This window comes from Acidovorax sp. GW823-FHT02H02 (assembly GCF_058797075.1).
Map to the genome: position 1 here is coordinate 68,820 of NZ_JBXAJH010000018.1, position 26,138 is coordinate 94,957.

At 66.4% G+C, this 26,138-nt stretch carries 18 protein-coding genes and 1 pseudogene; 7 read left to right on the top strand and 12 right to left on the bottom strand.

Annotated features, from left to right (window positions below; translation table 11 throughout):
- Position 1 precedes the first annotated feature (1 nt).
- Positions 2–700 carry a hypothetical protein gene (locus AC1RDS_RS17640; RefSeq protein WP_092696669.1) on the top strand — a complete coding sequence of 233 codons (699 nt, stop codon included), beginning with the start codon at positions 2–4 and terminating at the stop codon, positions 698–700.
- A 95-nt stretch (positions 701–795) separates the two neighbouring features.
- On the opposite strand, the gene AC1RDS_RS17645 is transcribed toward AC1RDS_RS17640, so the two are convergent.
- Complete coding sequence (locus tag AC1RDS_RS17645) at positions 796–3,339, bottom strand: penicillin acylase family protein (protein WP_348684061.1); 2,544 nt, start codon at positions 3,337–3,339, stop codon at positions 796–798.
- A gap of 158 nt (positions 3,340–3,497) precedes the next feature.
- Between AC1RDS_RS17645 and AC1RDS_RS17650 the strand changes: the two genes are divergently transcribed.
- Complete coding sequence (locus AC1RDS_RS17650; protein ID WP_348684060.1) at positions 3,498–3,845, top strand: hypothetical protein; 348 nt, start codon at positions 3,498–3,500, stop codon at positions 3,843–3,845.
- Positions 3,846–3,871: 26 nt separating this feature from the next.
- Here AC1RDS_RS17650 and AC1RDS_RS17655 read toward each other — a convergent pair whose 3' ends face one another.
- From AC1RDS_RS17655 to AC1RDS_RS17675, 5 genes are all read right to left on the bottom strand, one after another.
- The gene (locus AC1RDS_RS17655) at positions 3,872–4,858 is read right to left on the bottom strand and encodes an LD-carboxypeptidase (RefSeq protein ID WP_287877376.1); all 987 of its coding nucleotides are present in this window, start codon (positions 4,856–4,858) and stop codon (positions 3,872–3,874) included.
- A gap of 20 nt (positions 4,859–4,878) precedes the next feature.
- Positions 4,879–5,973 carry a tRNA adenosine(34) deaminase TadA gene (gene tadA, locus AC1RDS_RS17660; protein WP_287877377.1) on the bottom strand — a complete coding sequence of 365 codons (1,095 nt, stop codon included), beginning with the start codon at positions 5,971–5,973 and terminating at the stop codon, positions 4,879–4,881.
- Positions 5,974–6,038: 65 nt separating this feature from the next.
- Positions 6,039–6,290 carry a hypothetical protein gene (locus AC1RDS_RS17665; protein ID WP_092696666.1) on the bottom strand — a complete coding sequence of 84 codons (252 nt, stop codon included), beginning with the start codon at positions 6,288–6,290 and terminating at the stop codon, positions 6,039–6,041.
- A 1-nt stretch (position 6,291) separates the two neighbouring features.
- Complete coding sequence (locus AC1RDS_RS17670) at positions 6,292–6,933, bottom strand: FMN-binding negative transcriptional regulator (protein ID WP_348684057.1); 642 nt, start codon at positions 6,931–6,933, stop codon at positions 6,292–6,294.
- A 76-nt stretch (positions 6,934–7,009) separates the two neighbouring features.
- Entirely contained in the window at positions 7,010–8,161 is a 1,152-nt protein-coding gene (locus tag AC1RDS_RS17675) for a branched-chain amino acid ABC transporter substrate-binding protein (protein WP_092696664.1), read from the bottom strand.
- A gap of 225 nt (positions 8,162–8,386) precedes the next feature.
- Here AC1RDS_RS17675 and AC1RDS_RS17680 point away from each other — a divergent pair, with 225 nt between their 5' ends.
- The 4 genes from AC1RDS_RS17680 (at position 8,387) to AC1RDS_RS17695 (ending at position 15,625) form a co-directional block, all read left to right on the top strand.
- Positions 8,387–10,390 carry a peptidase U32 family protein gene (locus tag AC1RDS_RS17680; RefSeq protein ID WP_092696663.1) on the top strand — a complete coding sequence of 668 codons (2,004 nt, stop codon included), beginning with the start codon at positions 8,387–8,389 and terminating at the stop codon, positions 10,388–10,390.
- 98 nt (positions 10,391–10,488) lie between these two features.
- Positions 10,489–11,523, top strand: a complete 1,035-nt coding sequence (locus AC1RDS_RS17685) for a sodium:calcium antiporter (protein WP_092696662.1) — start codon at positions 10,489–10,491, stop codon at positions 11,521–11,523.
- On the top strand, positions 11,513–14,215 hold the full coding sequence (locus AC1RDS_RS17690; protein ID WP_492227192.1) for a cation-translocating P-type ATPase: 2,703 nt from the start codon (positions 11,513–11,515) through the stop codon (positions 14,213–14,215). The genes AC1RDS_RS17685 and AC1RDS_RS17690 overlap by 11 nt, the downstream gene beginning before the upstream one ends.
- A 126-nt stretch (positions 14,216–14,341) precedes the next feature.
- Entirely contained in the window at positions 14,342–15,625 is a 1,284-nt protein-coding gene (locus AC1RDS_RS17695) for an O-acetylhomoserine aminocarboxypropyltransferase/cysteine synthase family protein (RefSeq protein WP_492227193.1), read from the top strand.
- A 110-nt stretch (positions 15,626–15,735) separates the two neighbouring features.
- Here AC1RDS_RS17695 and AC1RDS_RS17700 read toward each other — a convergent pair whose 3' ends face one another.
- Positions 15,736–16,269 (bottom strand): anti-sigma factor, encoded by a 534-nt coding sequence (locus AC1RDS_RS17700; protein ID WP_287877391.1) that lies wholly within the window; start codon positions 16,267–16,269, stop codon positions 15,736–15,738.
- Between the two features lie 135 nt (positions 16,270–16,404).
- Between AC1RDS_RS17700 and AC1RDS_RS17705 the strand changes: the two are divergent.
- A pseudogene (locus AC1RDS_RS17705) lies at positions 16,405–17,223 on the top strand (NYN domain-containing protein); the annotation flags it as partial.
- A 401-nt stretch (positions 17,224–17,624) separates the two neighbouring features.
- Here AC1RDS_RS17705 and egtB read toward each other — a convergent pair.
- The 5 genes from egtB to purL form a co-directional block, all read right to left on the bottom strand.
- Positions 17,625–18,872 carry an ergothioneine biosynthesis protein EgtB gene (egtB, locus tag AC1RDS_RS17710; RefSeq protein WP_492227194.1) on the bottom strand — a complete coding sequence of 416 codons (1,248 nt, stop codon included), beginning with the start codon at positions 18,870–18,872 and terminating at the stop codon, positions 17,625–17,627.
- 26 nt (positions 18,873–18,898) lie between these two features.
- Complete coding sequence (gene egtD / locus AC1RDS_RS17715; RefSeq protein WP_492227195.1) at positions 18,899–19,816, bottom strand: L-histidine N(alpha)-methyltransferase; 918 nt, start codon at positions 19,814–19,816, stop codon at positions 18,899–18,901.
- A gap of 364 nt (positions 19,817–20,180) precedes the next feature.
- Positions 20,181–20,771 (bottom strand): OmpW/AlkL family protein, encoded by a 591-nt coding sequence (locus AC1RDS_RS17720; protein WP_092696655.1) that lies wholly within the window; start codon positions 20,769–20,771, stop codon positions 20,181–20,183.
- 132 nt (positions 20,772–20,903) lie between these two features.
- Positions 20,904–21,893, bottom strand: a complete 990-nt coding sequence (locus AC1RDS_RS17725) for a DUF808 domain-containing protein (protein WP_492227196.1) — start codon at positions 21,891–21,893, stop codon at positions 20,904–20,906.
- Between the two features lie 100 nt (positions 21,894–21,993).
- The gene (gene purL, locus AC1RDS_RS17730) at positions 21,994–26,001 is read right to left on the bottom strand and encodes a phosphoribosylformylglycinamidine synthase (protein WP_492227197.1); all 4,008 of its coding nucleotides are present in this window, start codon (positions 25,999–26,001) and stop codon (positions 21,994–21,996) included.
- Positions 26,002–26,138 lie beyond the last annotated feature (137 nt).

Below are 26,138 nucleotides of genomic sequence, written 5' to 3' on the forward strand. Positions count from 1 at the left end.
TGTGCCCCTTTTCTTCACCACCCCGCCCCTGCGCCGCCGCTCCGTGCTGTGTGGCCTGGGCGCCCTGCTGGCGGCTGCGGCATGGCCCGAGGCCCAGGCGGCGCCAGCCGGCCAGCCCGCGGATGAGAACCCTGCAAAAAGCGCCTGGCCTGCTGCGCGCGCCACCCCGCAGGCACGCCAGCTGGTGCGCTGGATCGAAGGCACGGGCGACAACCAGGGCCTGCCGTTTGCCGTGGTGGACAAGCTGGCTGCCCGCATCCACATCTTTTCGGCGCAGGCACTATGGCTGGGCACGGCCCCCGTGCTGCTGGGCGCGGCGCGCGGCGACCATTCGGTGCCCGGCATCGGCCAGCGCCCGCTGGCCCAGATCCGGCCCGAGGAGCGCACCACCCCCGCCGGCCGTTTTGTGACCGAGCCCGGCCGCAACCTGCGCGGCGAAGACATTGTCTGGATTGACTACGACGCCGCCGTTTCGCTGCACCGCGTGCGCAGCGTCAGCGCCGCCGAGCGGCGCCGGCAGCGCCTGGCCAGCCCTGGCGTGCAGGACAAGCGCATCAGCTACGGCTGCATCAACGCGCCCGAGGTGTTCTACGACCAGTGGATTGCGCCCTTGTTTGGCCGCAGCAGCGGCGTGGCTTATGTGCTGCCCGACACGGAATCACTTGCCTCCATCTTCGTCGCGGCCAGCGCGTACCCATAAAGCGCTCGCCGCATGATTTCTTCACATTCTGAGTGCTGCCGCATGGGTCAGCCTTGCCGGATCCACAGCCAAAGATTTCGGGGCTCAGCAGACCCCTATGGCGCAGGAACCAGCCGCAGGTCGTGCCGCATCTGCGCGGGCTCGCGCTGCAAGTGGCGGTAGCCCGCCTGCACCCAGGTGGCGCGCATGTCGCGGTAGCGCGGCGAGAACACCAGCCCGCTCTGGCCCGTCTGGTAGATGAACCGGGACTGCTCCAGATCGGCCAAGTCATACACCGCCCGCAGCGAAGCCGCATGGCGATTCACAAAGGGGCCTTTGGCGTCGCCCGCGTTGTACTGGCCCACGTTCACCGTATAGGCATCGCCGGGCGAAGGCACGCTCACATCAAAATACGGCGCCAGCAGGGCCACGTTACCCAAAGGCCTGTGGCTGCTGAGCGCGGGGTGGGCGTCGCCCCAGCGCCACCGGGCCGGGTCGGCACCGTAGGCGGCCTGCAGGCGATCGAGCGCGCGCGCCAGCGCGGCGGCCGACTGGTCGGCACACGACAGGGGCTGGCACCACCAGGCATCGTTGCGCTCCAGAATGCCCTCCAGGGCCGCGCGGTAGTCACGTTTGCCGTAGGTGGCTTTGAAACGGTCGTCGCCCACACGGGGGGCAACCAAACCCCGTACCAGTTCATCCGCCCAGGCCGCAAACACCAGCGGCGCAGCCCGGTTGGCGTCCATCACCCCGTCAAAATCACGCAGCAGGGCCTGCACGGCGGGCGCCAGCGGGTGCTGCGGCGCGGCCTTGCGCAGATGGGGCAGCAGCCGCTGCGCGGCCAGCGACAAGGCATCCGCCTGCATCGCCTGCATGCTGGCCGCATCATGCCGGGGGGTGGCCGCTATCAGCTGGGCGATGCGGTCATGGCGGTAGGGCAAGACCCAGTCCTGAGTGAGGTAGTGCGGATAGCCGGGCGCGGTGACGCGCTGGTTGGCGGTGGCCACCCAGCCGCTGCCGCCGTCATCCTCGGGCGTCTGGGCAGAAGGCAGCCAGCCTTGCCAGTCGTAGCGCGCATCCCAGCCGGGCGACGGCGCGATGCCGCGAATATCGTTGTCGGCATGGCGCACAGGCACCTTGCCCATGGCCTTGAAGCGGATGTTCCCCTGCACATCGGCGGCCACCACGCTCTGCATGGGCGAGTGGTAGGGCTCCAGCGCCTGGAAAAGCGCATCCACCGACTGCGCCTGGTTGCTCTGCAGGCCGGCAAGCACCGTCTGGTTGTCGGCATCGAGCGCGCTCCAGCGCAGCGCGAGCACGTATTTGCGCAAATCCAGCACCTCGGCATGCGACTTTTGTACATCGCTCAGCACCGGGCCATGGCGGGTGGCGCGCAGCGGCAGCACGACATCCGCTTGCCCCTTGACGCGAATGGTTTCCGTGCGCAGCGTAAAAGGCAGCCAGCCATCGGGCGTGCGGTATTGGGTGGGGTCGGCGGGGTTGATCTGCTCCAGGTACAAGTCCTGCACATCGGGGCCGGTGTTGGTGAACCCCCAGGCCACGCCGCCGGTGCGCCCCAGCACCACAAAGGGCAGCCCCGGCAAGGTGGCGCCGACAGCATCTATCGCACCGATGGGGGTGCCGTCGGCAGCCGCCCCCGCAGGTGCCTGCAGCCGCGCGAAATACCAGATGGCCGGCGCACTCAGGCCCAGGTGCGGGTCGTTGGCCAGCAAGGGTTTGCCGCTGACCGTGCGCGAGCCCGCCAGCACCCAGTTGTTGCTGCCCTTGCCTTCGGAGGTGCCCGCATTGCGCGTGAGGTCCTGTGCCCAGGCCAGCATGCCCTGGCTGATCTCGTGCGAAAACACACCCCCCACGGCCTCTCGCGGCCCGGTGCTCGTCGCCACGGGCGTTTCACCCCCGCTGCCTGCGGGCGCAGAAGGCGCCTGCGCCTCACGGTAGATGCCCAGTTGCCGGTACAGCGACGCCAGATCGGCGGATGCGGCGGGTGGTTCGCCCGGATAGGGCGGCATCAGCTGCCACAGGCGCCCGGTGTCCAGCGTTCTGGCCACAGACAGGCGGGCAAACTCGTTGCCCCAGTTGCCGCCCAGGTCCAGCGCCATCATCAGCGCCCAGGCCACACTGTCCTCGGGCTCCCAGACTGCGCCGGTGGTACCGCCGGGCTTCACCCCCAGCACATGGAACTCGGGCGGCAATGCCTGCGGCAGGTTTTGGTGGAACGCATGAATGCCCTGGCTGTAGGCCTGCAACGCCTCGCGGGCGTGGGCGGGCAGCCCGGCATATTGCTTGCGTGCATGGCCCATGATGTCGAGCACGCGCATGAGCCTGTCGGTGTCCAGGGTGGCGGGCCCGAAGACTTCGGAAAGCTCGCCGTGCATGACCCGGCGGTTGAACTCCAGTTGCCAGGTGCGCTCCTGCGCATGCACGTAGCCCATGGCAAACCACGCATCCTGCGCAGACTGCGCGCGGATGTGCGTGACATCGGCAGCGTCGCGCTGCACGCTGACCCCCTCGCGCAACCCGTGCACCACGATGCGCCCGTCCAGCGCCGGAAAAGCACGCTGCACATACAGGGCGACGCCGGCACCCGCCAGCAAGGCCGCCGCCACCCATCCGACGATTGCACGCTGTAACCACACCATGGTGTCTGTCTCCTCGATCGCTCCCACATCGGCGAATTGAAATAAAAGGGCGCAGTTTGTTGTCTTTATGCAAAAAAAGGAGCACGCCCCTTGCGCACCGTCTCACTCCCGCGTAACTTGAACTGCCCTGCCACTCGCAGACATTCCTGCAATTCTTCATGCGCTGGAACAAGCCCAATCTTCGCAGCAGCCTGCACGGCCTTCTGGGCCGCGATGCTCCAGCATCGACGGCCTGGGTGCGCAACCAGGACCTCGAAGATATCCGGTACGCAATGATCCAGTCCCTGGCGGGCCTCAGTGGCGGTGACGTCGCCCGCATGAACATGCGGCTGCGCTACGCAGGCGACATAGAGGCGCTGTGGTACCTGCGCAGCGATTTGCTCGCCGTGCACACTCCACTGCGGGGCGAGGCACTTGCCCATGCCACGCTGGCCCAATTGACACTGCTGTTCCAGGGGCAGCTTCCCCGCGCGCTGGGCGGAGCATCCAAGCCCACCCACCTTTGATCAGCCCTCGGAACGTGTTCACGTTCTCAGTGCTGGTGCCCCCAGTACAGCAGCGCATCGCGGTCTTCCACCGACAGCGACACCTTGACCCCCACTGGCAACACCACCTTGGTCTGCACATGCCCGAAAGGCAGGTTGGTGAGCACGGGCGCCTTGATCTGGCTGCGCAGCCAGTCCACCACCGATTGCAGCTTGAAGCCCTTGTCATGGGGCGCCAGCTTGTAGTTGGTGAACTGGCCCAGCACCACCGCCTTTTGCTGCGCCAGGATGCCCGCATGCAGCAGTTGTGTGAGCATGCGCTCGATGCGGTAGGGGTGCTCACCCACGTCCTCCACGAACAGGATGCCGCCACGCACCGCAGGCAGGTAGGGCGTGCCCACCAGGCCGGTGAGCACGGCCAGGTTGCCACCCCAGAGGGTGGCTTTTTTCACATACAGGTCCGGCACCGCGGGCTTGCCGTCGGCTTGCGGTTTTTCTCGCGCCATGCGCCAGCCCGCACCCTCGCCGTGGCCCGTGAGCAGGTCGTCGAAGCAGGCCAGCATGATGTCGTCGGGCTCACCCTCGACGCCAAAATCACTGAGCAGACCGGGGCCGGCCCAGGTCACGGCACCGGTCTGCGCCAGCACGGCCGTCTGGAATGCCGTGAAATCACTCAGGCCCACGAATTTCATGCCAGCGTCGATGGCCTTGGCCACCGCCTTGTAGCGGATGCCCGGCAGGATGCGCGTCAGGCCGTAAGACCCTCGCGTGATGAGCGCCACATCGGCCCCGCTGGCCGCCGCGCGGTGGATGGCGGCCAGGCGCGTGGCGTCGTCGCCGGCAAAGCGGGTGTGCACGGCCTGCGCATCGGGGTCCACTTCCACTTCGTGGCCCAGGGCTTTCAGGCGCGCAATGCCGCGCTTGAAGGCCGCCTTGTCGCGGATGGAGCCGGCGGGCGAGTAGATATAGATGTGCTGGGGGCCATGGTGATGGGCGTGGCCGTCTTCGGTGCTGTGGTGGTGTGAGGAGGACAAGATGGTGTGCGCGGTTGAGATCAATGGTCAAAGTATTGCATGGCCTGCGCGACAAGCTGCCGGGCCGCTTCAGGGCGATCCAGATCAAAAGTCCCCAAAAGTGGCCCCACCACCGCGCGGGCTCCGAATCGCGCAAAGGCACGCAATCCGGCGCGGTGACCTGCATCGGCAAATGGCGCTTCATAAGCGTTGCCCCGGGGCGCTGGGGCTTCGAAGGTGGCGCGCGCAGACATGGCCATGTCCGGCGCACCGGTTTGCGCCAGCAGCACGGCATTGCGCAGGTCCAGCCGAGTAACCCACTCCTGCAGCACCTGCGCGTGCCAATCCGGGCGGTGCACGGCCTCTTTCTTGGGCTTGTCGCTTTTACCAAAACCAATCAGGTCGGGCGCCACCACCCTGTGCCCGGCAGCCAGCAGGGTGGGCACTGCGTGCCGAAACAGGTAGCTCCAGGCCGGGCTCGCGTGCAACAGTAGCCAGGTGCGCGGTGCCTGCGCAGGTCCTTCGTCGAGGTAGTGCATGCGCAGCCCCGCCAGGCTGGGCAGGTCGCTGAGGTAATGCGGCGCCCAGGGGTAATCGGGCAGATGGGCAAAGGCCGCGTCGGGCGTGCGCAAGGCATCGTCGCGCAACGGATGCTGCGCCAGCGCCTCGGCGCGCTGCTGGGCGCGCCGGCGGCGGAAGAACACGCTCAGCAGCGCGCCGCACTCGTGCGCCAGCACCCCGCCCTGCACCTGCGTTTGGTGGTTGATGGCGGCATGCCCGAAGAGGTTGAGCACCGACCCCGCAGCGCCGGTCTTGGGGTCTGTGGCCCCAAACACCACGCGCGGCACGCGCGCATGCAGCATGGCGCCGCTGCACATGGCGCAGGGCTCCAGCGTGACGTAGAGCGTGCAGCCATCAAGCCGGTAATTGCCCAGCAGCTGTGCCGCGGCCCGCAGCGCCACGATTTCGGCATGCGCGGTGGGGTCATGCCCCTGCACCGGGGCGTTGCAGCCGGTGGCAATCACCTGGCCATCCTTCACCACGACAGCCCCTACCGGCACCTCGCCCGCCAGTGCCGCGGCCTGCGCCTGGGCCAGTGCCTGGCGCATCCAGTGCTCGTCTTGCTGCAACTGCATTGCTATATAAATAATAGCATATAGCGCTTTATTTATAAGCTCTACAGGCCATTCTCATTCAAATATTACTTGGAATCGTCGGGCATGGGCCGGGCCTGCTGCATGAGCCCTTCCACCTGCTGCTTGACCTGTTGCTGCACCTGCTGGCTTTGTGCGCGCACCGTGCCTGCTGGCGCCGGGGCGGCTGCACTGTCGGGCGCCACCGGCAGCTGCAGCGCAGGCACCGGCGTGCGCGTGGCCGCCAGCTGCTTCTTGGCCAGCACCCCCACAATGGCCAGCGCCACCACCAAGCCCACCAATCCAAAAACAGCACGCATCTCAGACCTCCGGGTTGTGCGCGGACCCGGGCACCATGCCCAGCCGCTCCATCCATTGCGCCAGCGCCCGGGCATCGGCATTGCCTTGCCGATACTGCGCGTACAGGGATGCATGGGATTCATGCCGGTGCTGGTTGAGCTTGAGCTTGCACTGCAGCTCCAGCACTTCGAGCTCGAATGCCACGATGCCCGCCAGCATCTTGCGGGCGAAGTCCTCGCCCAGCGCGCGCCACTGCGCGGCATAGGACGGTTCGTGGTCGCCGATCAGCTGCTTGAGCAGCGCATCCTTGGCGGCGGGCTCCTCGACCAGGGTAGCCTGCACACGGCAGTGCACGGCCAGGTAGTTCCATGTGGGCACCCGGGCCAGATCCGGGTACACCGAGGGCGAAAGATAGGCCTGCGGCCCCATGAAGGTGACCAGGGCCTGGGGCCGTGCCTGCAGGTAGCGCCAGTGCGGGTTGGGCCGGGCGCAATGGCCCAGCAGCACCAGAGCATCACCGCGCTGCTGCACATGCAGCGGCAAATGGGCGACGAAGGGAAACCCTTCGTCGTCATTGGAAATCAGGCTGGCCAGCGGGTGCGCGCGCATCAGTGCGCGGGCATGGGCCGGGTCTTGCGAATGGAACTGGGGTGGCAGGTACATGGGGCCTCACTGTAGTGGCAAAACCCCCGGAAAGCACCGGGGAGCCCCGGCGCGCCCCGTGCACGTCAACCGCGCGTCAGTTCAGCGGCACGCGGCTGCCATCCTTGTAGGTGTAGAGCGTGACGGCAGGCGCGGCCAGTTCACCCTTGGCAATGAAGCTGATGTTGGCCGTCACGCCCTTGTACTGGGTCTTGCTCAGGAAGGGGCCGTACACCACGGGGTCCACCGAGTTGGCGCGCTTCATGGCATCCACCAGCACCATGGCGGCGTCGTAGGCGTAGGGGCTGTAGATCTGGAACTGGCCGGGGAACTTGGCGTCGTAGCGTTTCTTCCAGTCGCTGCCGCCCTGCATCTTGTCCACCGATGCGCCACCGGTGGCGCAGGTCACGTTCTTGACGGAAGGCGACTTGCCGGCCAGCTCGGGCAGCTTGGGCGTGCACAGGGCGTCACCACCAAAATACTTCACATCGCCCAGGCCCAGTTGCTCCATCTGGCGCAGCATGGGGCCCGCTTGCGCATCCAGTCCACCATAGAAGATGCCATCGGGCTTCTTGTTCTTGATGGCCGTGAGAATGGCCATGAAGTCGGTGGCCTTGTCGTTGGTGAACTCCTCGCCCACCACCTTCAGGCCTTTTTGCAGGGCCGTGGCTTTGAACACCGAGGCCACGCCCTGGCCATAGGCCGTGCGGTCGTCGATGATGGCCACGGTCTTGAGCTTGAGGCTGTCTGCCGCAAACAGGGCCAACGCGGCGCCCAGGGCGTTGTCGTTGGCGATGAGGCGGAAGGACGTCTTGTAGCCGGGTTTGGTCAGGTCGGGGTTGGAGGCCGATGCCGTGATGTGCGGCAGGTCGCATTTGTTGTAGACCGACGAGGCGGGAATGGACGTGCCCGACTGCAGATGGCCCACCACGCCGGCCACCTTCTGGTCGCACAGCTTTTGCGCCACGGCGGTGGCCTGGCGCGGATCGCCGGCGTCGTCCTCGGCGGCGATCACGAACTTGATCTTCTTGCCACCAATGACCAGGTTCTGCGTGTTCAGGTCGTCCACGGCCATGCGCACACCGTTTTCAGTGTCCTTGCCGATGTGGGCAATGCCGCCGGAAATCGGGCCGGCATGGCCGATCTTGACGGTTTGCTCCTCTTGGGCCAGCGTGGCGCCGCAGGCGACAGTCAGGGCGGCGGCAGCGGTCCATTGCAGGGAAAAACGCAGGCGGGAAGCAGTCAGCATGGCTCAATCTCCATCAATATAAGAAAGTACGCAACCTTCAAGGGTGCGAAAAACCCCGCATCCTACGCCCGCGCCCGGCCACAGTCAGTCCATTAGCAATAGAGCATGAATTTTTTATGCTTATTACTTTCACTAATAAACAAGGTAGGACTTCCTCCATGCGGGCAGCACCCACGGATGCGCGGAAACACCACGCCCGGCAGCCGGCACTGGGATAATCGCCCCATGTCTTTGCTGCCCCACCAGATCGAGTTGCTCTCCCCTGCCCGCGATGCCGCCATCGGCATCGAGGCCGTCAACCACGGCGCCGATGCCGTGTACATCGGCGGCCCTGCCTTTGGCGCCCGGGCCGGTGCGGGCAACGACATCCGCGATCTGGAGCGCCTGATCGCACACGCCCACCGCTTCAACAGCCGCATCTTCATCACGCTCAACACCATCCTGCGCGACGACGAGCTCGAAGCCGCCCGCCAGATGGCCTGGCAGGTATACAACGCCGGGGCCGATGCGCTCATCATCCAGGACATGGGCCTGCTGGAAATCGACCTGCCGCCCATCCAGCTGCACGCCAGCACCCAGACCGACATCCGCACGCCCGAGAAGGCGCGTTTCCTGCAGGACGCGGGCCTGTCGCAACTGGTGCTGGCACGCGAGCTGACCGTGCAGCAGATCGCCGCGGTGCACCAGGCCCTGGGCCCGGTGGATGCGCCGGGCCGCGCCAACATCGAGTTCTTCATCCACGGCGCGCTGTGCGTGGCCTACAGCGGCCAGTGCAACATCAGCCATGCGCAAACCGGCCGCAGTGCCAACCGGGGCGACTGCAGCCAGGCCTGCCGCCTGCCCTACCAGGTGACCGACGCCCAGGGCCGCTTCATCGCGCACGACAAGCACGTGCTGAGCATGAAGGACAACAACCAGAGCGACAACCTGCGCGCGCTGATCGACGCGGGCGTGCGCAGCTTCAAGATCGAAGGGCGCTACAAGGACATGGGCTATGTGAAGAACATCACAGCCCACTACCGCACGCTCATCGACGAGATCCTGGAGGAGCGCGAGGCCTCGGGCCATCCGCTGGCGCGCTCGTCCAGCGGACGCACCCGCTTCACCTTCACGCCCGACCCGCTGCAGAACTTCAACCGCGAGTTCACCGACTACTTCGTGACCGGCCGCAAGGACGACATCGGCGCCTTCGACAGCCCCAAGAACCCCGGCCAGGCGATTGGCTGGGTGACCAAGCTCGGCCCCGACTTTGTCGAGCTGGAGGTGAGCGACCCCGCCACCGTGCTGCACAACGGCGACGGCCTGTGCTACTACGACCTGCACAAGGAACTGATCGGCATGGCCATCAACCGGGCCGAGCCGGTGTCGGCCCGCAGCGTCGGCCAGTGGCGCGTGTACCCCAAGGACCCGATGGAGGGCTTCAAGGATCTGCGCAAGGGCACCGAAGTCAACCGCAACCGCGACATGGACTGGGTGCGCACGCTGGAGAAAAAGTCCAGCGACCGGCGCATCGGCCTGTGGGTGCAACTGGCCGAAGCACCCGATGGCTTGGCCCTCACGCTGACCGACGAAGACGGCTACACCGGCAGCGCGCGCGTGGCACACGCACACCAGAGCGCCACCGATACCGCCAAGGCCGAGGCATCGCTGCGCGAGCAGATCGGTCGGTTTGGCGCCAGCATTTTTGCGGTGAACGACATTGCGCTGCAGCTCTCGCAGCCCTGGTTCGTACCCGCCTCGGCGCTCAACTCCTTGCGCCGCGAAGCACTGGAACAGCTGGAAGCAGCGCGCGCCAAGGGTTTTGTGCGCCTGCCGCGCGCCACACCGGTCGAGCCGCCAGCGCCCTACCCCGACGACACGCTGAGCTTTCTGGGTAACGTGTTCAACCACAAGGCGCACGACTTCTATGTACGCCATGGCGTGAGGGTGATCGACGCGGCCTACGAGGCACATGAAGAAGAAGGCGAAGTCAGCCTCATGATCACCAAGCACTGCGTGCGCTTCTCGATGAGCCTGTGCCCCAAGCAGGCCAAGGGCGTCACGGGCGTGCAGGGCACCATCAAGGCCGAACCCTTGATATTGATCAATGGCAAGGAGAAACTGACCTTGCGCTTTGACTGCAAGCCCTGTGAAATGCATGTGGTAGGCCGCATGAAACGCCATGTGCTGCAGCAGACGAGCGAGTCTCCCGTCAAGTTTTACACCACCCGCCCCCAGCGCACCGCCTGACATTGCGGAAGGCTGGACACAAGGATGCACAGCCCCGTGACCCAGCGATTTCCAATCACGGCAGCCACCCCCATCGCCCCTGGCCAGGGCGTGGCCTCATGAGTGCGCCCGTCTGGGCCTGGCTGCAATTCATTGCCTGTGCGGCACTCATCGGAACTGCGGGTTTCCAGCTCTCTCGCTACGGCGACGCCATTGCGCAGCACACGGGACTGTCCGGGAGCTGGATCGGGCTGACGCTGGTGGCCAGCGTCACCTCATTGCCCGAACTGGCCACAGGCATCACCAGCGTGACCCTGGCCCAGGCGCCCAACCTGGCGGTGGGCAATGCGCTGGGCAGTTGCGTGCTGAACCTCGCTTTTCTGGTGCTGATCGACCTCATCTACCGCCGCGAGGCGGTCTGGAGCCGGGCGAGCAAAGGCCATGTGCTGGCTGCCGCCTTTGGCGTGGTGTTACTGGGATTTTTGCTGACAGGCCTGCTCATTGGTCAACTCCGTCCCCCATCCGTTTCCTCGGGCACCACCCAGGTATCGGTATGGAGCGTTGGGCTGATGACACCCATCATGCTGATGCTGTACCTGATCGCCATGCGAACCCTGTTTGCCTACGAGCGCTCGCACCCCGACACATCCGCCGCAGCAGATGCCCCTCCCTCACTGCCGCTGCGCCACACCCTGGTGCGCTTCACCCTGGCCGCATCGGTGGTGGTGGGCGCCGGCCTGTGGCTGCCCTTCGCCGCCGTGGAGCTGGCCAACACCATGGGCTGGAATCGCAGTTTCGTGGGCAGCCTGTTCGTGGCCATGGCCACCACGCTGCCGGAACTGGCGGTCACGCTGTCGGCACTGCGGTTGGGCGCTCTGGACATGGCCATTGGGAACCTGCTGGGCAGCAACCTGTTCAACGTGACCATTGTTGCCGTGGATGACTTTTTCTACCGCCCTGGCGTGCTGCTGTCAGATGTCTCGCTGGTCCATGCAGTTACCGCCAGTTCAGCCATTGTGATGACCGGGCTTGCACTGGTGGGGCTGTTCTTTCGCCCGCGTGGCCGGGTGTTGCGCGCCGTGGGCGCTGTCAGCCTCGGCTTGGCGGCCGTCTATCTTCTCAACACCTACGTGGTCTTCCTTCATGGCGCCTGAAACCACGCTCCCGTCCGGCATTCCGCCGCCAGCCAATGCCCACCTGCGTGATGCCCAGGAGCTCGCCCAGGTGTACCGCGTCAATCCCCATACCGGCCTGCACGATGACGAGGCCACGCAGCGCGCCATGCAGCACGGTGCCAACGAATTGCAGAACCACGCGCAGCGCAGCCCGCTGGCGCTGCTGGCCGACCAGTTCAAGGACTTCATGGTGCTGGTGCTGCTGGCCGCGGCAGCGGTCTCCGGCGTGATCGGGGACCTGACCGACACGCTGGTCATCCTGGTCATCGTGGTGCTCAACGCCATCATCGGCTTCGTGCAGGCCTGGCGCGCCGACCAGGCCATGGCGGCACTGCGCCAGCTGGCCGCGGCGCACGCCACCGTGCTGCGCGGCGGCGAAATCCAGGTGGTGCCCGCCACGGTGCTGGTACCCGGCGACATCGTGCTGCTGGAAGCGGGCAACCAGATACCGGCCGACCTGCGCCTGATCGAGATCGCGCAGCTGCAGGTGGACGAATCGGCCCTCACCGGCGAATCGGTCACCGTGGCCAAGCAGACCGAGGCATTGGCCGCGCAGGACGCAGGCGCCCTGGGCGACCGCACCAACATGGCCTTCAAGGGCACCACCGCCACCCACGGCCGGGCGCGCGGGCTGGTGGTGGCCACCGGCATGCACACCGAGCTGGGCAAGGTCGCCACGCTGCTCGACACCGACGATCGCAGCACCCCGCTGCAGCTGCGCCTGGCCGCATTTGGAAAGCGGCTGGCCATTGGCGTGCTGGGCATCTGCCTCGTGATCTTCGTGGTGGGGGTGCTGCGCGGCGAGGCCCCGCTGCTCATGGCCCTCACCGCGATCAGCCTGGCCGTGGCCGCCATCCCCGAGGCCATGCCTGCCGTGGTCACGGTGCTGCTGGCGCTGGGCGCGCGCCGCATGGTGGCCGTCAATGCACTGGTGCGGCGCCTGCCCTCGGTCGAGACCCTGGGATCGGTCACCACCATCTGCTCGGACAAGACCGGCACGCTCACGCAAAACCGCATGCACGCCGAACTGCTGGTGGCCCACGGCACGCGCTGGGTGCCCGGCGACCCCCTGCCCGGCCCGGCCCACGCCGAGGCCCTGCGCGCTGCCGCCCTGTGCAACGACGCCACGCGCCAGGCCACGGGCGACGACCACCTCACCGACGCCCACTGGCAAGGCGACCCCACCGAGACCGCGCTGGTGCTGGCCGCGCACGCGGGCGGGCTGGACAAGGCCCGGATCGACACCGCCTGGCCGCGCGTGCAGGAGCAGCCCTTCGACTCCGACCGCAAGCGCATGACGACGTTTCATCGGGACGCCCAGGGGTTCGTGGCCTACACCAAAGGCGCCCCCGAATCCGTGCTGCCTCGCTGCGCCACCCACTGGACGCCCGACGGCACTGCCGCGCTGCACAGCGACACGGTGCTGGCCACCGCCAGCCAGCTGGCCGCCCAGGGCCTGCGCGTGCTGGCCCTGGCACGCCGCCACCATGCGCGCCTGCCGGACACCAACGACATCGACGCCGTGGAAAGCCAGCTGGAGCTGCTGGGCCTGATCGCCCTCATCGACCCACCACGCCCCGAGGCGCAGGCCGCCGTGCGCGACTGCATCAGCGCAGGCATCACGCCCGTCATGATCACGGGCGACCACCCCGCCACCGCGCGCGCCATTGCGCACCGGCTGGGCATCGTGCCAAGCGCCGACGCGCCCGTGCTCACCGGTGCCGACCTGGCCCAGCTGGACGACGCGGCCCTGCGCGCCAGGGTCGAGCAGGTGCATGTGTATGCCCGCGTGGACCCGGCGCAGAAGATCCGCATTGTCGAGGCGCTGCAGGCCCAGGGCCATTTCGTGGCCATGACGGGCGACGGCGTGAACGATGCCCCGGCGCTCAAGCGCGCCGACATCGGCGTGTCCATGGGCAAGGGCGGCACCGACGTGGCGCGCGAGGCCAGCAGCCTGGTGCTGCTGGACGACAACTTCGCCACCATCGTGGCGGCGGTGAAGGAAGGCCGGCGCATCTACGACAACATCCGCAAGTTCGTGCGCTACGCCATGACCGGCAACTCGGGCGAGATCTGGACCATCTTTCTCGCGCCCCTGCTGCTGCTGCCCATTCCACTGCTGCCCATCCACATCCTGTGGGTCAACCTGGTGACCGACGGCCTGCCCGGCCTGGCCCTGGCGGCCGAGCCCGCCGAGCGCGGCATCATGCAGCGCCCGCCCCGCCCGCCGAATGAGAGCCTGTTCGCCCAGGGCATGTGGCAGCACATCCTGGGCATGGGCCTGCTGATCGCCGGCCTGTGCCTGGCCGTGCAGGCCTGGGCCCTGCACACCGGCCATGCGCACTGGCAGACCATGGTGTTCACCGTGCTCACCCTCGCGCAGATGGCCCATGTGATGGCCATCCGTTCCGAAAGCGAACCCCTGTGGCGCCTGGGCCTGGCCAGCAACCGGCCCCTGCTCTACGCCGTGCTGCTCACGTTCCTGCTGCAGATGGCCACCATCTACGTGCCGTTTCTCAACCCCATCTTCAAGACCGAGCCCCTGAGCCTGGGCGAACTGGGCATTTGCCTGGCAGCGGCCCTGGTGGTGTATGGCGTGGTCGAGCTGGAAAAGGCCTGGCGGCGCCAGCGCAAGGCCGGCGGCAGCGCCATGGACGACCCCACCCCGTAGCCCCATAGTCCCATAAGCACATCGCGCACGATTCGATGGGCCCCGGCAGCGGCCAGTGCAAGAATGCGCGCTGGCGCCGCGACTTTGCGGGTCATCGACAACACTCAACGACAGAGAGACCGCCCCATGCACATCGAAACCCTGGCCGTCCACGCCGGCTACCAGCCCGACTCCACCACCAAGTCTGCCGCCGTGCCGCTGTACCAGACCGTGGCCTATGCATTCGACAGCGCCCAGCATGGCGCCGACCTGTTCGACCTGAAGGTGCCGGGCAACATCTATACACGCATCATGAACCCCACCACCGACGTGCTGGAGCAGCGCGTGGCAGCCCTCGAAGGCGGCGTGGCGGCGCTGGCCTTGGCCTCGGGCATGGCGGCCATCACGGCGGCCATCCAGACCATTGCCGAGGCCGGCGACAACATCGTCTCGGCCAGCACGCTGTATGGCGGCACCTACAACCTGTTTGCCCACACCTTTCCGCAGCAAGGCATCGAGGTGCGCTTCGCCGACCCGCGCGACCCGGCCAGTTTTGCCCAGCTGATCGACGCACGCACCAAGGCGGTGTTCTGTGAATCCATCGGCAACCCGCTGGGCAACGTGACCGACATCGCCGCACTCGCCAAGGTGGCGCACGACCATGGCGTGCCGCTGATCGTGGACAACACCGTGCCCAGCCCCTACCTGTGCCGCCCCATCGAGCACGGCGCCGACATCGTGGTGCACGCCCTCACCAAGTACATGAACGGCCACGGCAACAGCATCGGCGGCATCATCGTGGACAGCGGCAAGTTCCCCTGGGCCCAGCACAAGGCCCGCTTCAAGCGCCTGAACGAGCCCGACGTGAGCTACCACGGTGTGGTCTACACCGAGGCGCTGGGCGCCGCCGCCTTCATCGGCCGCGCGCGCGTGGTGCCGCTGCGCAACATGGGCGCGGCGCTCTCGCCGTTCAATGCCTGGCTCACGCTGCAGGGCATAGAAACCCTGCCGCTGCGCATGGACCGCATCTGCGACAACACGCTGGCGCTGGCGAAGTTTCTGCAAAGCCACCTCAAGGTGGAATGGGTGCGCTACGCCGGCCTTCCCGACCACGCCGACCACGCCGTGGCGCAGCGCCAGATGGGCGGGCGCGCCTCGGGCATCCTGAGCTTTGGCCTGAAGGCGGGTGACGCCGACCCGCGCGCTGCTGGCGCCCGCTTCCTCGATGCACTGGGCCTGTTCACACGCCTGGTGAACATCCGCGATGCCAAGTCGCTGGCCACGCACCCGGCCTCCACCACGCACCGCCAGCTCAACCCCGCAGAGCTGGCCAAGGCGGGCGTGAGCGAGAACATGGTGCGCCTGTCGGTGGGCATCGAACACATCGACGACCTGCAGGCCGATCTGGCACAGGCGCTCGACAAAGTCTGAGGCAGCACCTACCGCGCGGGTCGCACTGCGCGGTGGGTGAATAATTGCGCCATTTCAGGCTCTGGCGCTTATGCAACAAGCGCCATTAGCCATATTTTCAATAGCAAACCTCAGAGGGCTTTCTTGACCAGCGCCCCCTTGAACAGATAAGGCAAGCGGGGCCCGCGCGCTTCGGCGACTCCGCCCTTGTCTTCCACGCTGATGGCCAGTTCCTGCACCCCCGCCAGCGCGGCGGTGGCAGTAGTCAGTTGCAGTGTCTGGTAGGCGCTGGTGACCACGCCCAGCGAACGCGGGGGCTTGTCGCCCTCCAGGGCCCACAGCTGCATGCTGTCGTCCCGACCCTCGCGCACTTCGTTCAGGCGCTGCAGCTGCAGCACGCTGCCCTGCACATCGGCAGTGACCAGCAAGGCCGGCTGCTGTTGGCCGTCGAGCAGCACCGACAGGTACTGCACCTGGGCCACCACGCTCACCTTGGCCTGCAGGTGCGCAATCTGGGCCTTGAGCTGTTCGAGCATGCTCGCGCTGGCCGCCCAGGCGATCAGCAGAACCACCATCAGGGAAATGGCCAGCGCCCGCCACCACGCGCTGACGCCACGGCGGGTGGGAGTGGAGGAAGCCAGCGCAGTGGATGGGGAATCGGGCATGTAGCAATCCGTGAAGGCAACAAAGGATCGGGAGTATGCCCGCGTCCACCGCTCCGCCCGACAGATGCCTACGGCGTTCGCAGTACGTCGCAGTTTCCGTGTGATGATCCAGCCAGCAACGTTACCGGAATCACCATGGCATCCCCCACCGACAACATCAGCATGGCACTGTTTTGCGACTTCGAAAATGTCGCACTGGGAGTGCGCGATGCCAAATACGACAAGTTCGACATCAAGCCGGTGCTCGAACGCCTGCTGCTCAAGGGCTCCATCGTGGTCAAGAAAGCCTATTGCGACTGGGACCGCTACAAGGGCTTCAAGGCCACGATGCACGAGGCCAATTTCGAGCTGATCGAAATCCCCCATGTCCGCCAGTCGGGCAAAAACTCGGCCGACATCCGCCTCGTGGTGGACGCTCTGGACCTGTGCTACACCAAGTCGCACGTCAACACCTTCGTCATCATCAGCGGCGATTCGGACTTTTCTCCGTTGGTCTCCAAGCTGCGCGAAAACGCCAAGCAGGTCATCGGTGTGGGCGTCAAGCAGTCCACCTCGGACCTGCTGATCGCCAACTGCGACGAGTTCATTTTTTACGACGACCTGGTGCGCGAGAGCCAGCGCGCGCAGGCGCGGCGCCAGCCGTCCGATGCGGCGCCCGTGGCCCGGCGCTCGCCCGAGGAGGAGCGCAACCGCAAGGAAGCGCAGGAGGCGCGCCGCACCCAGGGCATCGAGCTGGCCGTGGAGACGTTTGACGCCCTGCTCTCCGTGCGGGGCGACAGCGGCAAGATCTGGGCGTCCGTGCTCAAGGAAGCCATCAAGCGCCGCAAACCTGATTTCAGCGAAAGCTATTACGGCTTCCGGGCCTTTGGCAACCTGCTGGAAGAAGCCCAGCAGCGCGGTCTGCTGGAGTTTGGCCGCGACGAAAAATCCGGCGCCTACGTGTTTCGCAGCACGGGCAACACCAGCGCCGCCCCGGCGCGGCCCGACGCGACGGCAGAGCGGCCCGTGATGACCAGCTATTTCCGGCAGCAAGCACCTGCCGCAGCGCCGCCCGCCGAAGTGGCGGAGCCCGCGCCGCCAGCGGCCCCTGCGCGCGGCCGTGGCCGCGCCCGCAAAGCGGCAGCGCCCACCACCGAAGCGGCCACGGAACCCACCGCACCCGCGGCTACCGAAGCACAGGCGGTGCCGCAAGCGCCTTCCAGCGCATTGCCGCAGGCCGCAGCGGAAAAGAAACCCCAGAAATCTGAAAAGGCCCCTGCCCGGCCCCGCCGAACGCGCAAGCCCCCCGAAGGCAGCACCGCCCCGTAATCCAGACCGGCACCGCGGCTTGCGGCAGTTGCTCCCCTGCAGGCACCTCAGCCTATGTCCTTTGCCAGCCGCACCCCCGCAAACTGCCAGCGCGCCGTGGCCGGGAAAAAATTGCGGTAACTGGCGCGCGCGTGGCCTGGCGGTGTGGCACACGAGCTGCCGCGCAGCACATACTGGTTCACCATGAACTTGCCGTTGTATTCGCCCACGGCGCCTTCTGCCGCGCGAAAACCGGGGTATGGCGCGTAACTCGACTGCGTCCATTGCCACGCCGCGCCCACCAGCTGCTCCAGGCCCCTGCCCTGCGCAGCGCGGGGGTGCAGCAGGTTGCCTGGGGCCTCGCTGGCCGCCATGCCGGCAAGCACCGGCGCTGCGGCGTGCTCCCATTCGGCCTCGGTGGGCAGGCGGGCACCCGCCCAGCGCGCATAGGCGTCGGCCTCGAAGTACGACAGGTGCACCACAGGCTGCGCTCCCTGCAACGGCCGCAGCCCGGCCAGGGTGAACTCGTGCCAGGTGGAGCCGTCGCGCTGCCAGTACATGGGCTGCTCCAGCCCCTGGGCTGCGCGCCAGTCCCAGCCTTCGGCCAGCCAGTGGGCGGGTTGGCCATAGCCGCCATCGTCCACAAACGCAGCAAACTCGACATTGGTGACCAGGCGCGATGCCAGCGCGTACGGCTGCAGATACACCGGGTGGCGCGGGCTCTCGTTGTCAAACGCAAAGCCGCCGCCCGCATGGCCGATCTCGGCCAGCCCGCCGGCCCACGCATGCCAGACCAGCGGCGGTGCGGCTGCGCATTCAACGGCCACGGGCTGCGCCGGGCGGTAGGCCGGGTGCATCGGGTTGCACGACAGCAGGTGCTTGATGTCGGTCACCAGCAGCTCCTGGTGCTGCTGCTCGTGCTGCAGGCCCAGCTCCACCAGCGCGCACAGGGCTGCGTCGTGCACCAGCGTGGGCAACAGGCGCTGCATGCGCGCATCCACATCGGCCCGGTACGCCAGCACCTCGGCCAGCGGGGGGCGCGTGAGCAGGCCGCGCTGGGGCCGCGGGTGCCGGGCGCCCACACCGTTGTAGTACGAGTTGAACAAGACCCGGAATGCGGCTTCAAACGGCGCAAAGCCGCTCTCGTGCGCCTCCAGCACAAAGGTCTCGAAAAACCAGGTGGTGTGGGCCAGATGCCATTTGGCCGGGCTGGCGTCGGGCATGGACTGGGCGGCGCAGTCTTCGGGCGACAGGGGTTCGGCCAGGCCCAGCGTGTGGCGGCGAACGTCAAGGTAGCGGGAAATCAAGGGATGCATGGCCAGACAGCGCTCCAGCAGAGGGTTCAGGGGCGGGCATGCACCACGGCAAACCAGCCCTGTTCATCGGTCCATGCCTGCGCACGCGAAAAACCCGCCTGGGCCAGCAGGGTGGTGAACACCGCAAGGGGGTATTTGTAGCTGTTTTCGGTATGGATGCGCTCGCCGGCCGCAAAGCAGCGCTCGCCGCCCGGCCAGCGCACGCGAATCGGCGCGAGGGCCTCCAGGTGCATCTCGATGCGCGACGCCTCGCGGTTGAAGAAGGCACGGTGGGCCCACTGCTCTTCCACAAAGTCACTGCCGATCAGGCGGTTCAGGTGCGTGAGCACGTTGCGGTTGAAGGCGGCCGTGACCCCTGCGGCGTCGTCATAGGCGGCTTCGAGCACCGCCACCTCCTTGGGCAGATCAATGCCGATGAGTAAGCCGCCGTCGCTGTCCACCAGCGCGCGCATGTGGCGCAACAGATCGAGCGCATGGGGCGGGTCGAAGTTGCCAATGGAAGAACCCGGATAGAACACCAGGCGCCCCGCTCGGGGAATGTCGGTGGGTAACACAAGGCCCTGGGTCATGTCGCCGCCCACCGCCCGCGCGTCCAGGCCCGGGATGTCCGCACGCAGGCGCTGCACGGCCGTTTGCAGGAAATCCACCGAAATGTCCACCCCCACAAAGCAGATGGGGCGCACCCGGCGGCACAGCACGCGGGCCTTCTCGCAGCTGCCGGCGCCCGGCTCGATCACCGTGCGCACAGGGCCCAGCTGCTGGGCCATGTCGGCGGCATGCGCCTGCATCAGGGCGTTTTCGGTGCGTGTGGGATAGTACTCAGGCAGGCGGGTGATGGCCTCGAACAGCAGCGAGCCGCGCTGGTCGTAGAAATATTTGGGGGAGATGCGCGCGGGGTGCTGGTTCAGGCCTTCGGTGATAGCGCTAGGGTGGGTGGGGTGCATGGCGGTGGGCGTCGGGCATCGGGGTGTGAACGATGCCACAGGCTACCCCCACTGCGTTCATCGTGGGTGACAGCCTGCAACGACAGGCCACGCAGGATTGCACCCACACGCAAGCGTACCGGCCAGCCTTTGCATTGCAAGGCCTGATGCCATTTCACGATTTTTTGGTTGTAGCGCAATCCCACAAATCGCCAACAGCTATTGTTTATATAGCATTCGGCGATCAGAACCCACAGCCACCCGGCTCCTGCATCGGTGATGACCGGGAAAAATCGCCCCCTCAAGAAAAAGGCCGGCGCAGGCGCCAGCCCTTTTCACCTTGGAGTCATGTGATGCCAGGCGCCGCGCAGGCAGCGCCTTCGCATCAGAAGCGCCAGCCGAGACCCACGCCCACCAGCACGGGATCGACCTTGAAGGTACCTGCCTTGACGCCGCCCGCAAACACATCGGTCTTGATGTAGACCTTCTTCACGTCGAAGTTCAGCGACAGGTTCTTGTTGAGTGGAATGTCCACGCCCACTTGCAGGGCACCGCCCCAGCTGTTGCGGTCGATGCCCACGCCGGCGGGCAGGTTCAGGCTGGAAAAGCGCGTGTAGTTGACACCAGCGCCCACATAGGGCTTGAAGCCGGGGGCATCAAAGTGGTACTGCAGCAGCAGCGAAGGTGGCAGGTGCTTGAGGGTGCCAATGTTGGTGCCGTTGGAACGCACGTCGTGCTTTTGAGGCACCGTGAGGACCAGCTCGGCAGCCACGTTCTTGTTGAAGAAGTACGTGATGTCGAATTCAGGAATCGTCTTGTTGTTGATCGACAGGCCCAGCCCCGTGCTGTCCTTGTTGGCACTGTCCAGATGAACGGCGCGCACGCGCACCAGCCAGGGGCTTTCGACCTGTTGCGCAAAGGCAGCGCCAGAGGTCAATGCACACAGAACGGCGACAGCCAGCAGATTTTTTTTCATACAGAACTCGATGCGGTTGAACGGGGACGACCCCCGTACCGCAATTGAGCCTGTTAGCAAAATGGTCAACCTTGCCTCAGGTCAAAATCCTGGTAGTTACCCTGAGCGTGGTGCGGCACATGCACCCCGGCATCAAGGGGCTGTAGCACCCTTGCGCAGCCGGTTCACCAGCGTCACGCCCACCACCACCAGGCCGCCCGCCACGATGCCGATCACGGCATTGAGCAGGTTGGGAACCAGCACCGCCCACAGGCCGCCCACAGGCCAAAGCGCCACCGCCACACCCACGCCCTCCACGGCGTGTTGCAGTGCTGGGATCCCGTGCACCAGAATGCCGCCGCCGACCAGAAACATGGCCGCCGTGCCCGCTACCGAGAGCGCCTTCATCAACCAGGGCGCGGCACGCACAATGCCCGCGCCCAGCGCACGGGCCGTGGCACCCGGCTTGTTGTGGAGCCACAGCCCCAGGTCGTCGAGCTTGACGATGCCCGCCACGAAGCCATAAACACCTATCGTCATGACCACCGCAATGCCAGCCAGCACCGCCACCTGTTGCACAAACGGCGCACTGGCCACCGTGCCCAGGGTGATGGCGATGATTTCGGCCGACAGGATGAAATCGGTGCGCACCGCGCCCTTGATCTTGTCCTTCTCGAACGCAACCAGGTCCACGGCCGGGTTGGCATTGGCCTGGGCATGGCTTTCGCGCACGGCCTCGTCGTGCTGGGTGCTGTGCAAAAACTTGTGCGCCAGCTTCTCAAACCCCTCAAAGCACAAAAAGGCGCCACCCACCATGAGCAGCGGTGTCACCGCCCAGGGCGCGAAGGCACTGATCAGCAGCGCCGCCGGTACCAGAATCGCCTTGTTCACCAGCGAGCCTTTGGCCACGGCCCAGACCACAGGAATTTCGCGCTCGGCGCGCACGCCGGTGACCTGCTGGGCATTGAGCGCCAGATCGTCGCCCAGCACGCCCGCCGTCTTTTGTGCCGCCACCTTGGTCATGACCGACACGTCATCGGCCATGGCGGCACTTTTCCTGGCAGCGACCTTGGTCATGAGGGCCACATCGTCGAGGACGGTGGCGATGTCGTCCAACAAGGCGAGAAGGCTGCCAGCGGCCATGGATCACTCCCAGAGTTCGAAGAGATGTTTACATACAAAAATAGCGTCTAGCGCTTATACAGCATGCGCACCAAACTGCTATTTCAATAGCAAAAAACTCTCACCCTACCCACTTGCGCGCGTTGCGCCAGATGCGCATCCAGCCGCTGTACTGCGCCTGGTCTTCGCTGGTCCAGCTCATCTGCACATTGCGGAAGACCCGCTCGGGGTGCGGCATCATGGCCGCGAAGCGGCCGTCGGCCGTGGTCACGGCGGTCAAGCCGCCCGCGCTGCCGTTGGGATTGAACGGGTACTGCTCGGTCGCGCGGCCGTGGTTGTCCACGTAGCGCATGGCGGCAATGGCCTTGTCGGCGTTGCCCCGGTACTTGAAGTTGGCATAACCCTCGCCGTGCGCCACGGCGATCGGCAGGCGGCTGCCCGCCATGCCTTGCAAGAACAGGCTGGGGGACTCCAGCACTTCCACCAGCGAGAGGCGGGCCTCGAAGCGCTCGCTCTGGTTGGTCGTAAAACGCGGCCAATCCTGCGCGCCGGGGATGATGTCGGCCAGTTCGGCAAACATCTGGCAGCCGTTGCACACGCCCAGGCCGAACGTGTCGCTGCGGCCAAAGAAGCCCTGGAACTGCGCGGCCAGCACGGGGTTGAACGTGATGGAGCGCGCCCAGCCAATGCCCGCGCCCAGCGTGTCGCCATAGCTGAAGCCGCCGCAGGCGACCACGCCCTTGAAGTCTTCGAGCTTGACGCGGCCGGTCTGCAGGTCGGTCATGTGCACGTCGAATGCCTCGAAGCCCGCCTCGGTGAAGGCATAGGCCATTTCCACATGCGAGTTCACGCCCTGCTCGCGCAGGATGGCGACCTTGGGGCGGGCCAGATTCAGGTACGGCGCGGCCACGTTGTCGGCGGCATCGAACGTGAGGTGCACATGCAGGCCGGGGTCGGCGGGATCGCCCGCTGCGGCGTGCTCGGCATCGGCGTTGGCGGGGTTGTCGCGCTGCTGGCAGATCTTCCAGCTCACGGCATCCCACACCTGGTGCAGGTCGGCCAGCGGGGCGCTGAACACGGCCTTGGCGTCACGCCAGACCTGCAGCTCGCCCTTGCCCGCGTCGATTTCAGACGACACGGGGCGCGTCTTGCCCACAAAGTGGCTGAACTTGGACAGGCCGTGCTCGCGCAGCACCTGCATCACGTCGTTGCGCTCTGCGGTGCGCACCTGCAGCAGCACGCCCAGTTCTTCATTGAACAGGGCCTTGAGCGTGAGTTCTTCGCGGCGCGCGCTGACTTGCTGCGCCCAGTTCTTGGCGTCTCCGGTTTCCATGCGGCTATCGCTGATGCCGTCGCCCTCGGTGACCAGCATGTCCACGTTCAGCGCCACGCCCACATGGCCGGCAAAGGCCATTTCGGCGGCCGCCGCCAGCAGGCCGCCATCGCTGCGGTCGTGGTAGGCCAGTATCTGGCCCTTGGCGCGCAGCGCGTTCACGGCGTTGACCAGGTTGACCAGGTCTTGCGGGTCGTCCACATCGGGCACCACGTCGCCGCTTTGCTCCAGCGTCTGGCCCAGGATGCTGCCGCCCATGCGGTTCTGGCCTTTGCCCAGGTCGATCAGCACCAGCGTGGTGTCGGCCTCGGTGGCATCGAGCTGGGGCGTGAGCGTGCCGCGCACGTCGGACAGCGAGGCGAAGGCGCTCACGATCAGACTGACGGGGGACGTGACCTTCTTCTTGTCCGAACCTTCGTTCCACTGGGTGCGCATGGACAGGCTGTCCTTGCCCACGGGGATGGACACGCCTAAAGCGGGGCACAGCTCCATGCCCACGGCCTTCACGGTTTCGTACAGCGCAGCGTCTTCGCCGGGCTCGCCGCAGGCGGCCATCCAGTTGGCCGACAGCTTCACACGCGGCAATTCGATGGGCGCAGCCAGCAGGTTGGTGATGGCTTCAGCCACCGCCATGCGGCCCGATGCGGGCGCGTTGATGGCGGCCAGCGGCGTGCGCTCGCCCATGCTCATGGCCTCGCCGGCAAAGCCACGGTAGTCGGCCAGCGTCACGGCGCAATCGGCCACGGGCACCTGCCAGGGGCCGACCATCTGGTCGCGGTGGCTGAGGCCGCCCACGGTGCGGTCGCCAATGGTGATGAGGAAGCGCTTGGAGGCGACCGTGGGGTGGGCCAGCACGTCGATCACGGCCTTTTGCAGCGGCACGCCGGTCAAGTCCATCGGTGCGAATTCGCGCACCACGGTCTTCACGTCGCGGTGCATCTTGGGCGGCTTGCCCAGCAGCACGTTCATGGGCATGTCCACGGGCAGCTTTTGGTCTTCTGCCGTGGCGGCAGGGTCGTGCAGCACCAGCTGGCGCTCTTCGGTGGCCGTGCCGATCACGGCAAACGGGCAGCGCTCGCGTTCGCAAAAGGCCTGGAACAGCGGCAGGGATTCGGGCGCAATCGCCAGCACATAGCGCTCTTGCGACTCGTTGCTCCAGATTTCCTTGGGCGCCATGCCCGATTCTTCGAGCTGCACGGCACGCAAATCGAAGCGTGCGCCACGGCCTGCATCGTTGGTCAACTCGGGGAACGCATTCGACAAACCACCCGCACCCACGTCGTGGATGGCGAGGATGGGGTTGGCCGCGCCCTGCGCCCAACAGTGGTTGATGACCTCTTGCGCACGGCGCTCGATCTCGGGGTTGCCACGCTGCACAGAGTCGAAGTCCAGCTCGGCCGCATTGGTGCCGGTGGCCATGGAGCTGGCGGCGCTGCCGCCCATGCCGATGCGCATGCCGGGGCCGCCCAGCTGGATGAGCAGCGAGCCGGCAGGGAATTCGATCTTCTTCGTCAGCTCGGCATCGATCACGCCCACGCCGCCCGCGATCATGATGGGCTTGTGGTAGCCGCGCTGAACGCCACCGACGTTTTGCTCGTACTCGCGGAAGTAGCCGTTCAGATTGGGGCGGCCGAATTCGTTGTTGAACGCCGCGCCACCCAGAGGGCCTTCGACCATGATCTGCAGCGGGCTGGCAATGTGCTCGGGCTTGCCCACGGTGCTGCCCCACAGCTTGGAGACGGTAAACCCGGTCAAACCGGCCTTGGGCTTGGAGCCCCGGCCGGTAGCGCCTTCGTCGCGGATCTCGCCACCCGCGCCGGTGGATGCGCCCGGGAACGGCGAGATGGCCGTGGGGTGGTTGTGCGTCTCCACCTTCATCAGCACATGCTGGCTAACGCTGCTCTTTTGATAGCTATTGGCAATTGATTCACGGGCGCTTACGGCCATCTTTGCCACAAAACGCTCCACCTGATGGCCTTCCATCACCGAGGCGTTGTCCGAATACGCGATCACCGTGTGCTGGGGCGCCAGCTGGTGCGTGTTGCGGATCATGCCGAACAGGCTCTTGTCCTGCGCCACGCCGTCGATGGTGAACTCGGCGTTGAAGATTTTGTGGCGGCAGTGTTCGCTGTTGGCCTGCGCGAACATCATCAGCTCCACATCGGTGGGGTTGCGCTTCAGGCCCGTGAAGGCGGTCACGAGGTAGTCGATTTCATCATCGGCCAGCGCCAGGCCAAAGCGGGTGTTGGCGGCTTCCAGCGCAGCGCGGCCACCGGCCAGCACGTCCACATGCTCCATGGGCACGGGTTGCAGCTCGGTGAACAGCGCGGCAGCGGCGCTGCGGTCGGCCACCACCGATTCGGTCATGCGGTCGTGCAGCAGGGCGGCCACCTGGGCCAGTTGCTCGGCACTCAGCTCGGGCGCCTTGCCCAGCAGGCTGGCCTTGAGACTGACATGGTATTCGGTGATGCGCTCGACCCGGCGAATGGCCAGGCCGCAATTGCGCGCGATGTCGGTGGCCTTGGAAGCCCAGGGCGAGAGCGTGCCCAGGCGCGGTGTGACGATGAGGACGGTACCGTCGGCAGGGCCCGCATACGGATCGCCGTAGGTCAGCAGCGCTGCCAGGCGCTCTTTTTCGGAGGGCGTGGGGGCCGCATCGGTAGCGATCAGGTGCACGAAGCGTGCCGCAATGCCGCTGATCCGGGGGTGAATGGCCTCCAGAGCGGGTTGAAGTTGCTGGGCGCGAAAGGAGCTGAGGGCGTTGCCGCCCGCCAGCGTGGTCATGTGCAAGGTCACGGTAGCGGCCTGTTCGAAATGAGAGGGGATAAGGTGCGACGGGCCTCCTGCGTCACCGGGTGCGGCCACCCCGCAGAGGCGGCCACTGCCCGGTCAGATGACGCAAGGGATGCTTTTGGCGCAGCCCGCCATTTTAC

Coding starts and splice junctions, on each gene's coding strand:
- AC1RDS_RS17645 (WP_348684061.1), bottom strand. CDS start 3,339: ATGGTGTGGTTACAGCGTGCAATCGTCGGATGGGTGGCGGCGGCCTTG.
- AC1RDS_RS17650 (WP_348684060.1), top strand. CDS start 3,498: ATGCGCTGGAACAAGCCCAATCTTCGCAGCAGCCTGCACGGCCTTCTG.
- tadA (WP_287877377.1), bottom strand. CDS start 5,973: ATGCAGTTGCAGCAAGACGAGCACTGGATGCGCCAGGCACTGGCCCAG.
- AC1RDS_RS17665 (WP_092696666.1), bottom strand. CDS start 6,290: ATGCGTGCTGTTTTTGGATTGGTGGGCTTGGTGGTGGCGCTGGCCATT.
- AC1RDS_RS17670 (WP_348684057.1), bottom strand. CDS start 6,933: ATGTACCTGCCACCCCAGTTCCATTCGCAAGACCCGGCCCATGCCCGC.
- AC1RDS_RS17675 (WP_092696664.1), bottom strand. CDS start 8,161: ATGCTGACTGCTTCCCGCCTGCGTTTTTCCCTGCAATGGACCGCTGCC.
- AC1RDS_RS17680 (WP_092696663.1), top strand. CDS start 8,387: ATGTCTTTGCTGCCCCACCAGATCGAGTTGCTCTCCCCTGCCCGCGAT.
- AC1RDS_RS17685 (WP_092696662.1), top strand. CDS start 10,489: ATGAGTGCGCCCGTCTGGGCCTGGCTGCAATTCATTGCCTGTGCGGCA.
- AC1RDS_RS17690 (WP_492227192.1), top strand. CDS start 11,513: ATGGCGCCTGAAACCACGCTCCCGTCCGGCATTCCGCCGCCAGCCAAT.
- AC1RDS_RS17695 (WP_492227193.1), top strand. CDS start 14,342: ATGCACATCGAAACCCTGGCCGTCCACGCCGGCTACCAGCCCGACTCC.
- AC1RDS_RS17700 (WP_287877391.1), bottom strand. CDS start 16,269: ATGCCCGATTCCCCATCCACTGCGCTGGCTTCCTCCACTCCCACCCGC.
- egtB (WP_492227194.1), bottom strand. CDS start 18,872: ATGCATCCCTTGATTTCCCGCTACCTTGACGTTCGCCGCCACACGCTG.
- egtD (WP_492227195.1), bottom strand. CDS start 19,816: ATGCACCCCACCCACCCTAGCGCTATCACCGAAGGCCTGAACCAGCAC.
- AC1RDS_RS17720 (WP_092696655.1), bottom strand. CDS start 20,771: ATGAAAAAAAATCTGCTGGCTGTCGCCGTTCTGTGTGCATTGACCTCT.
- AC1RDS_RS17725 (WP_492227196.1), bottom strand. CDS start 21,893: ATGGCCGCTGGCAGCCTTCTCGCCTTGTTGGACGACATCGCCACCGTC.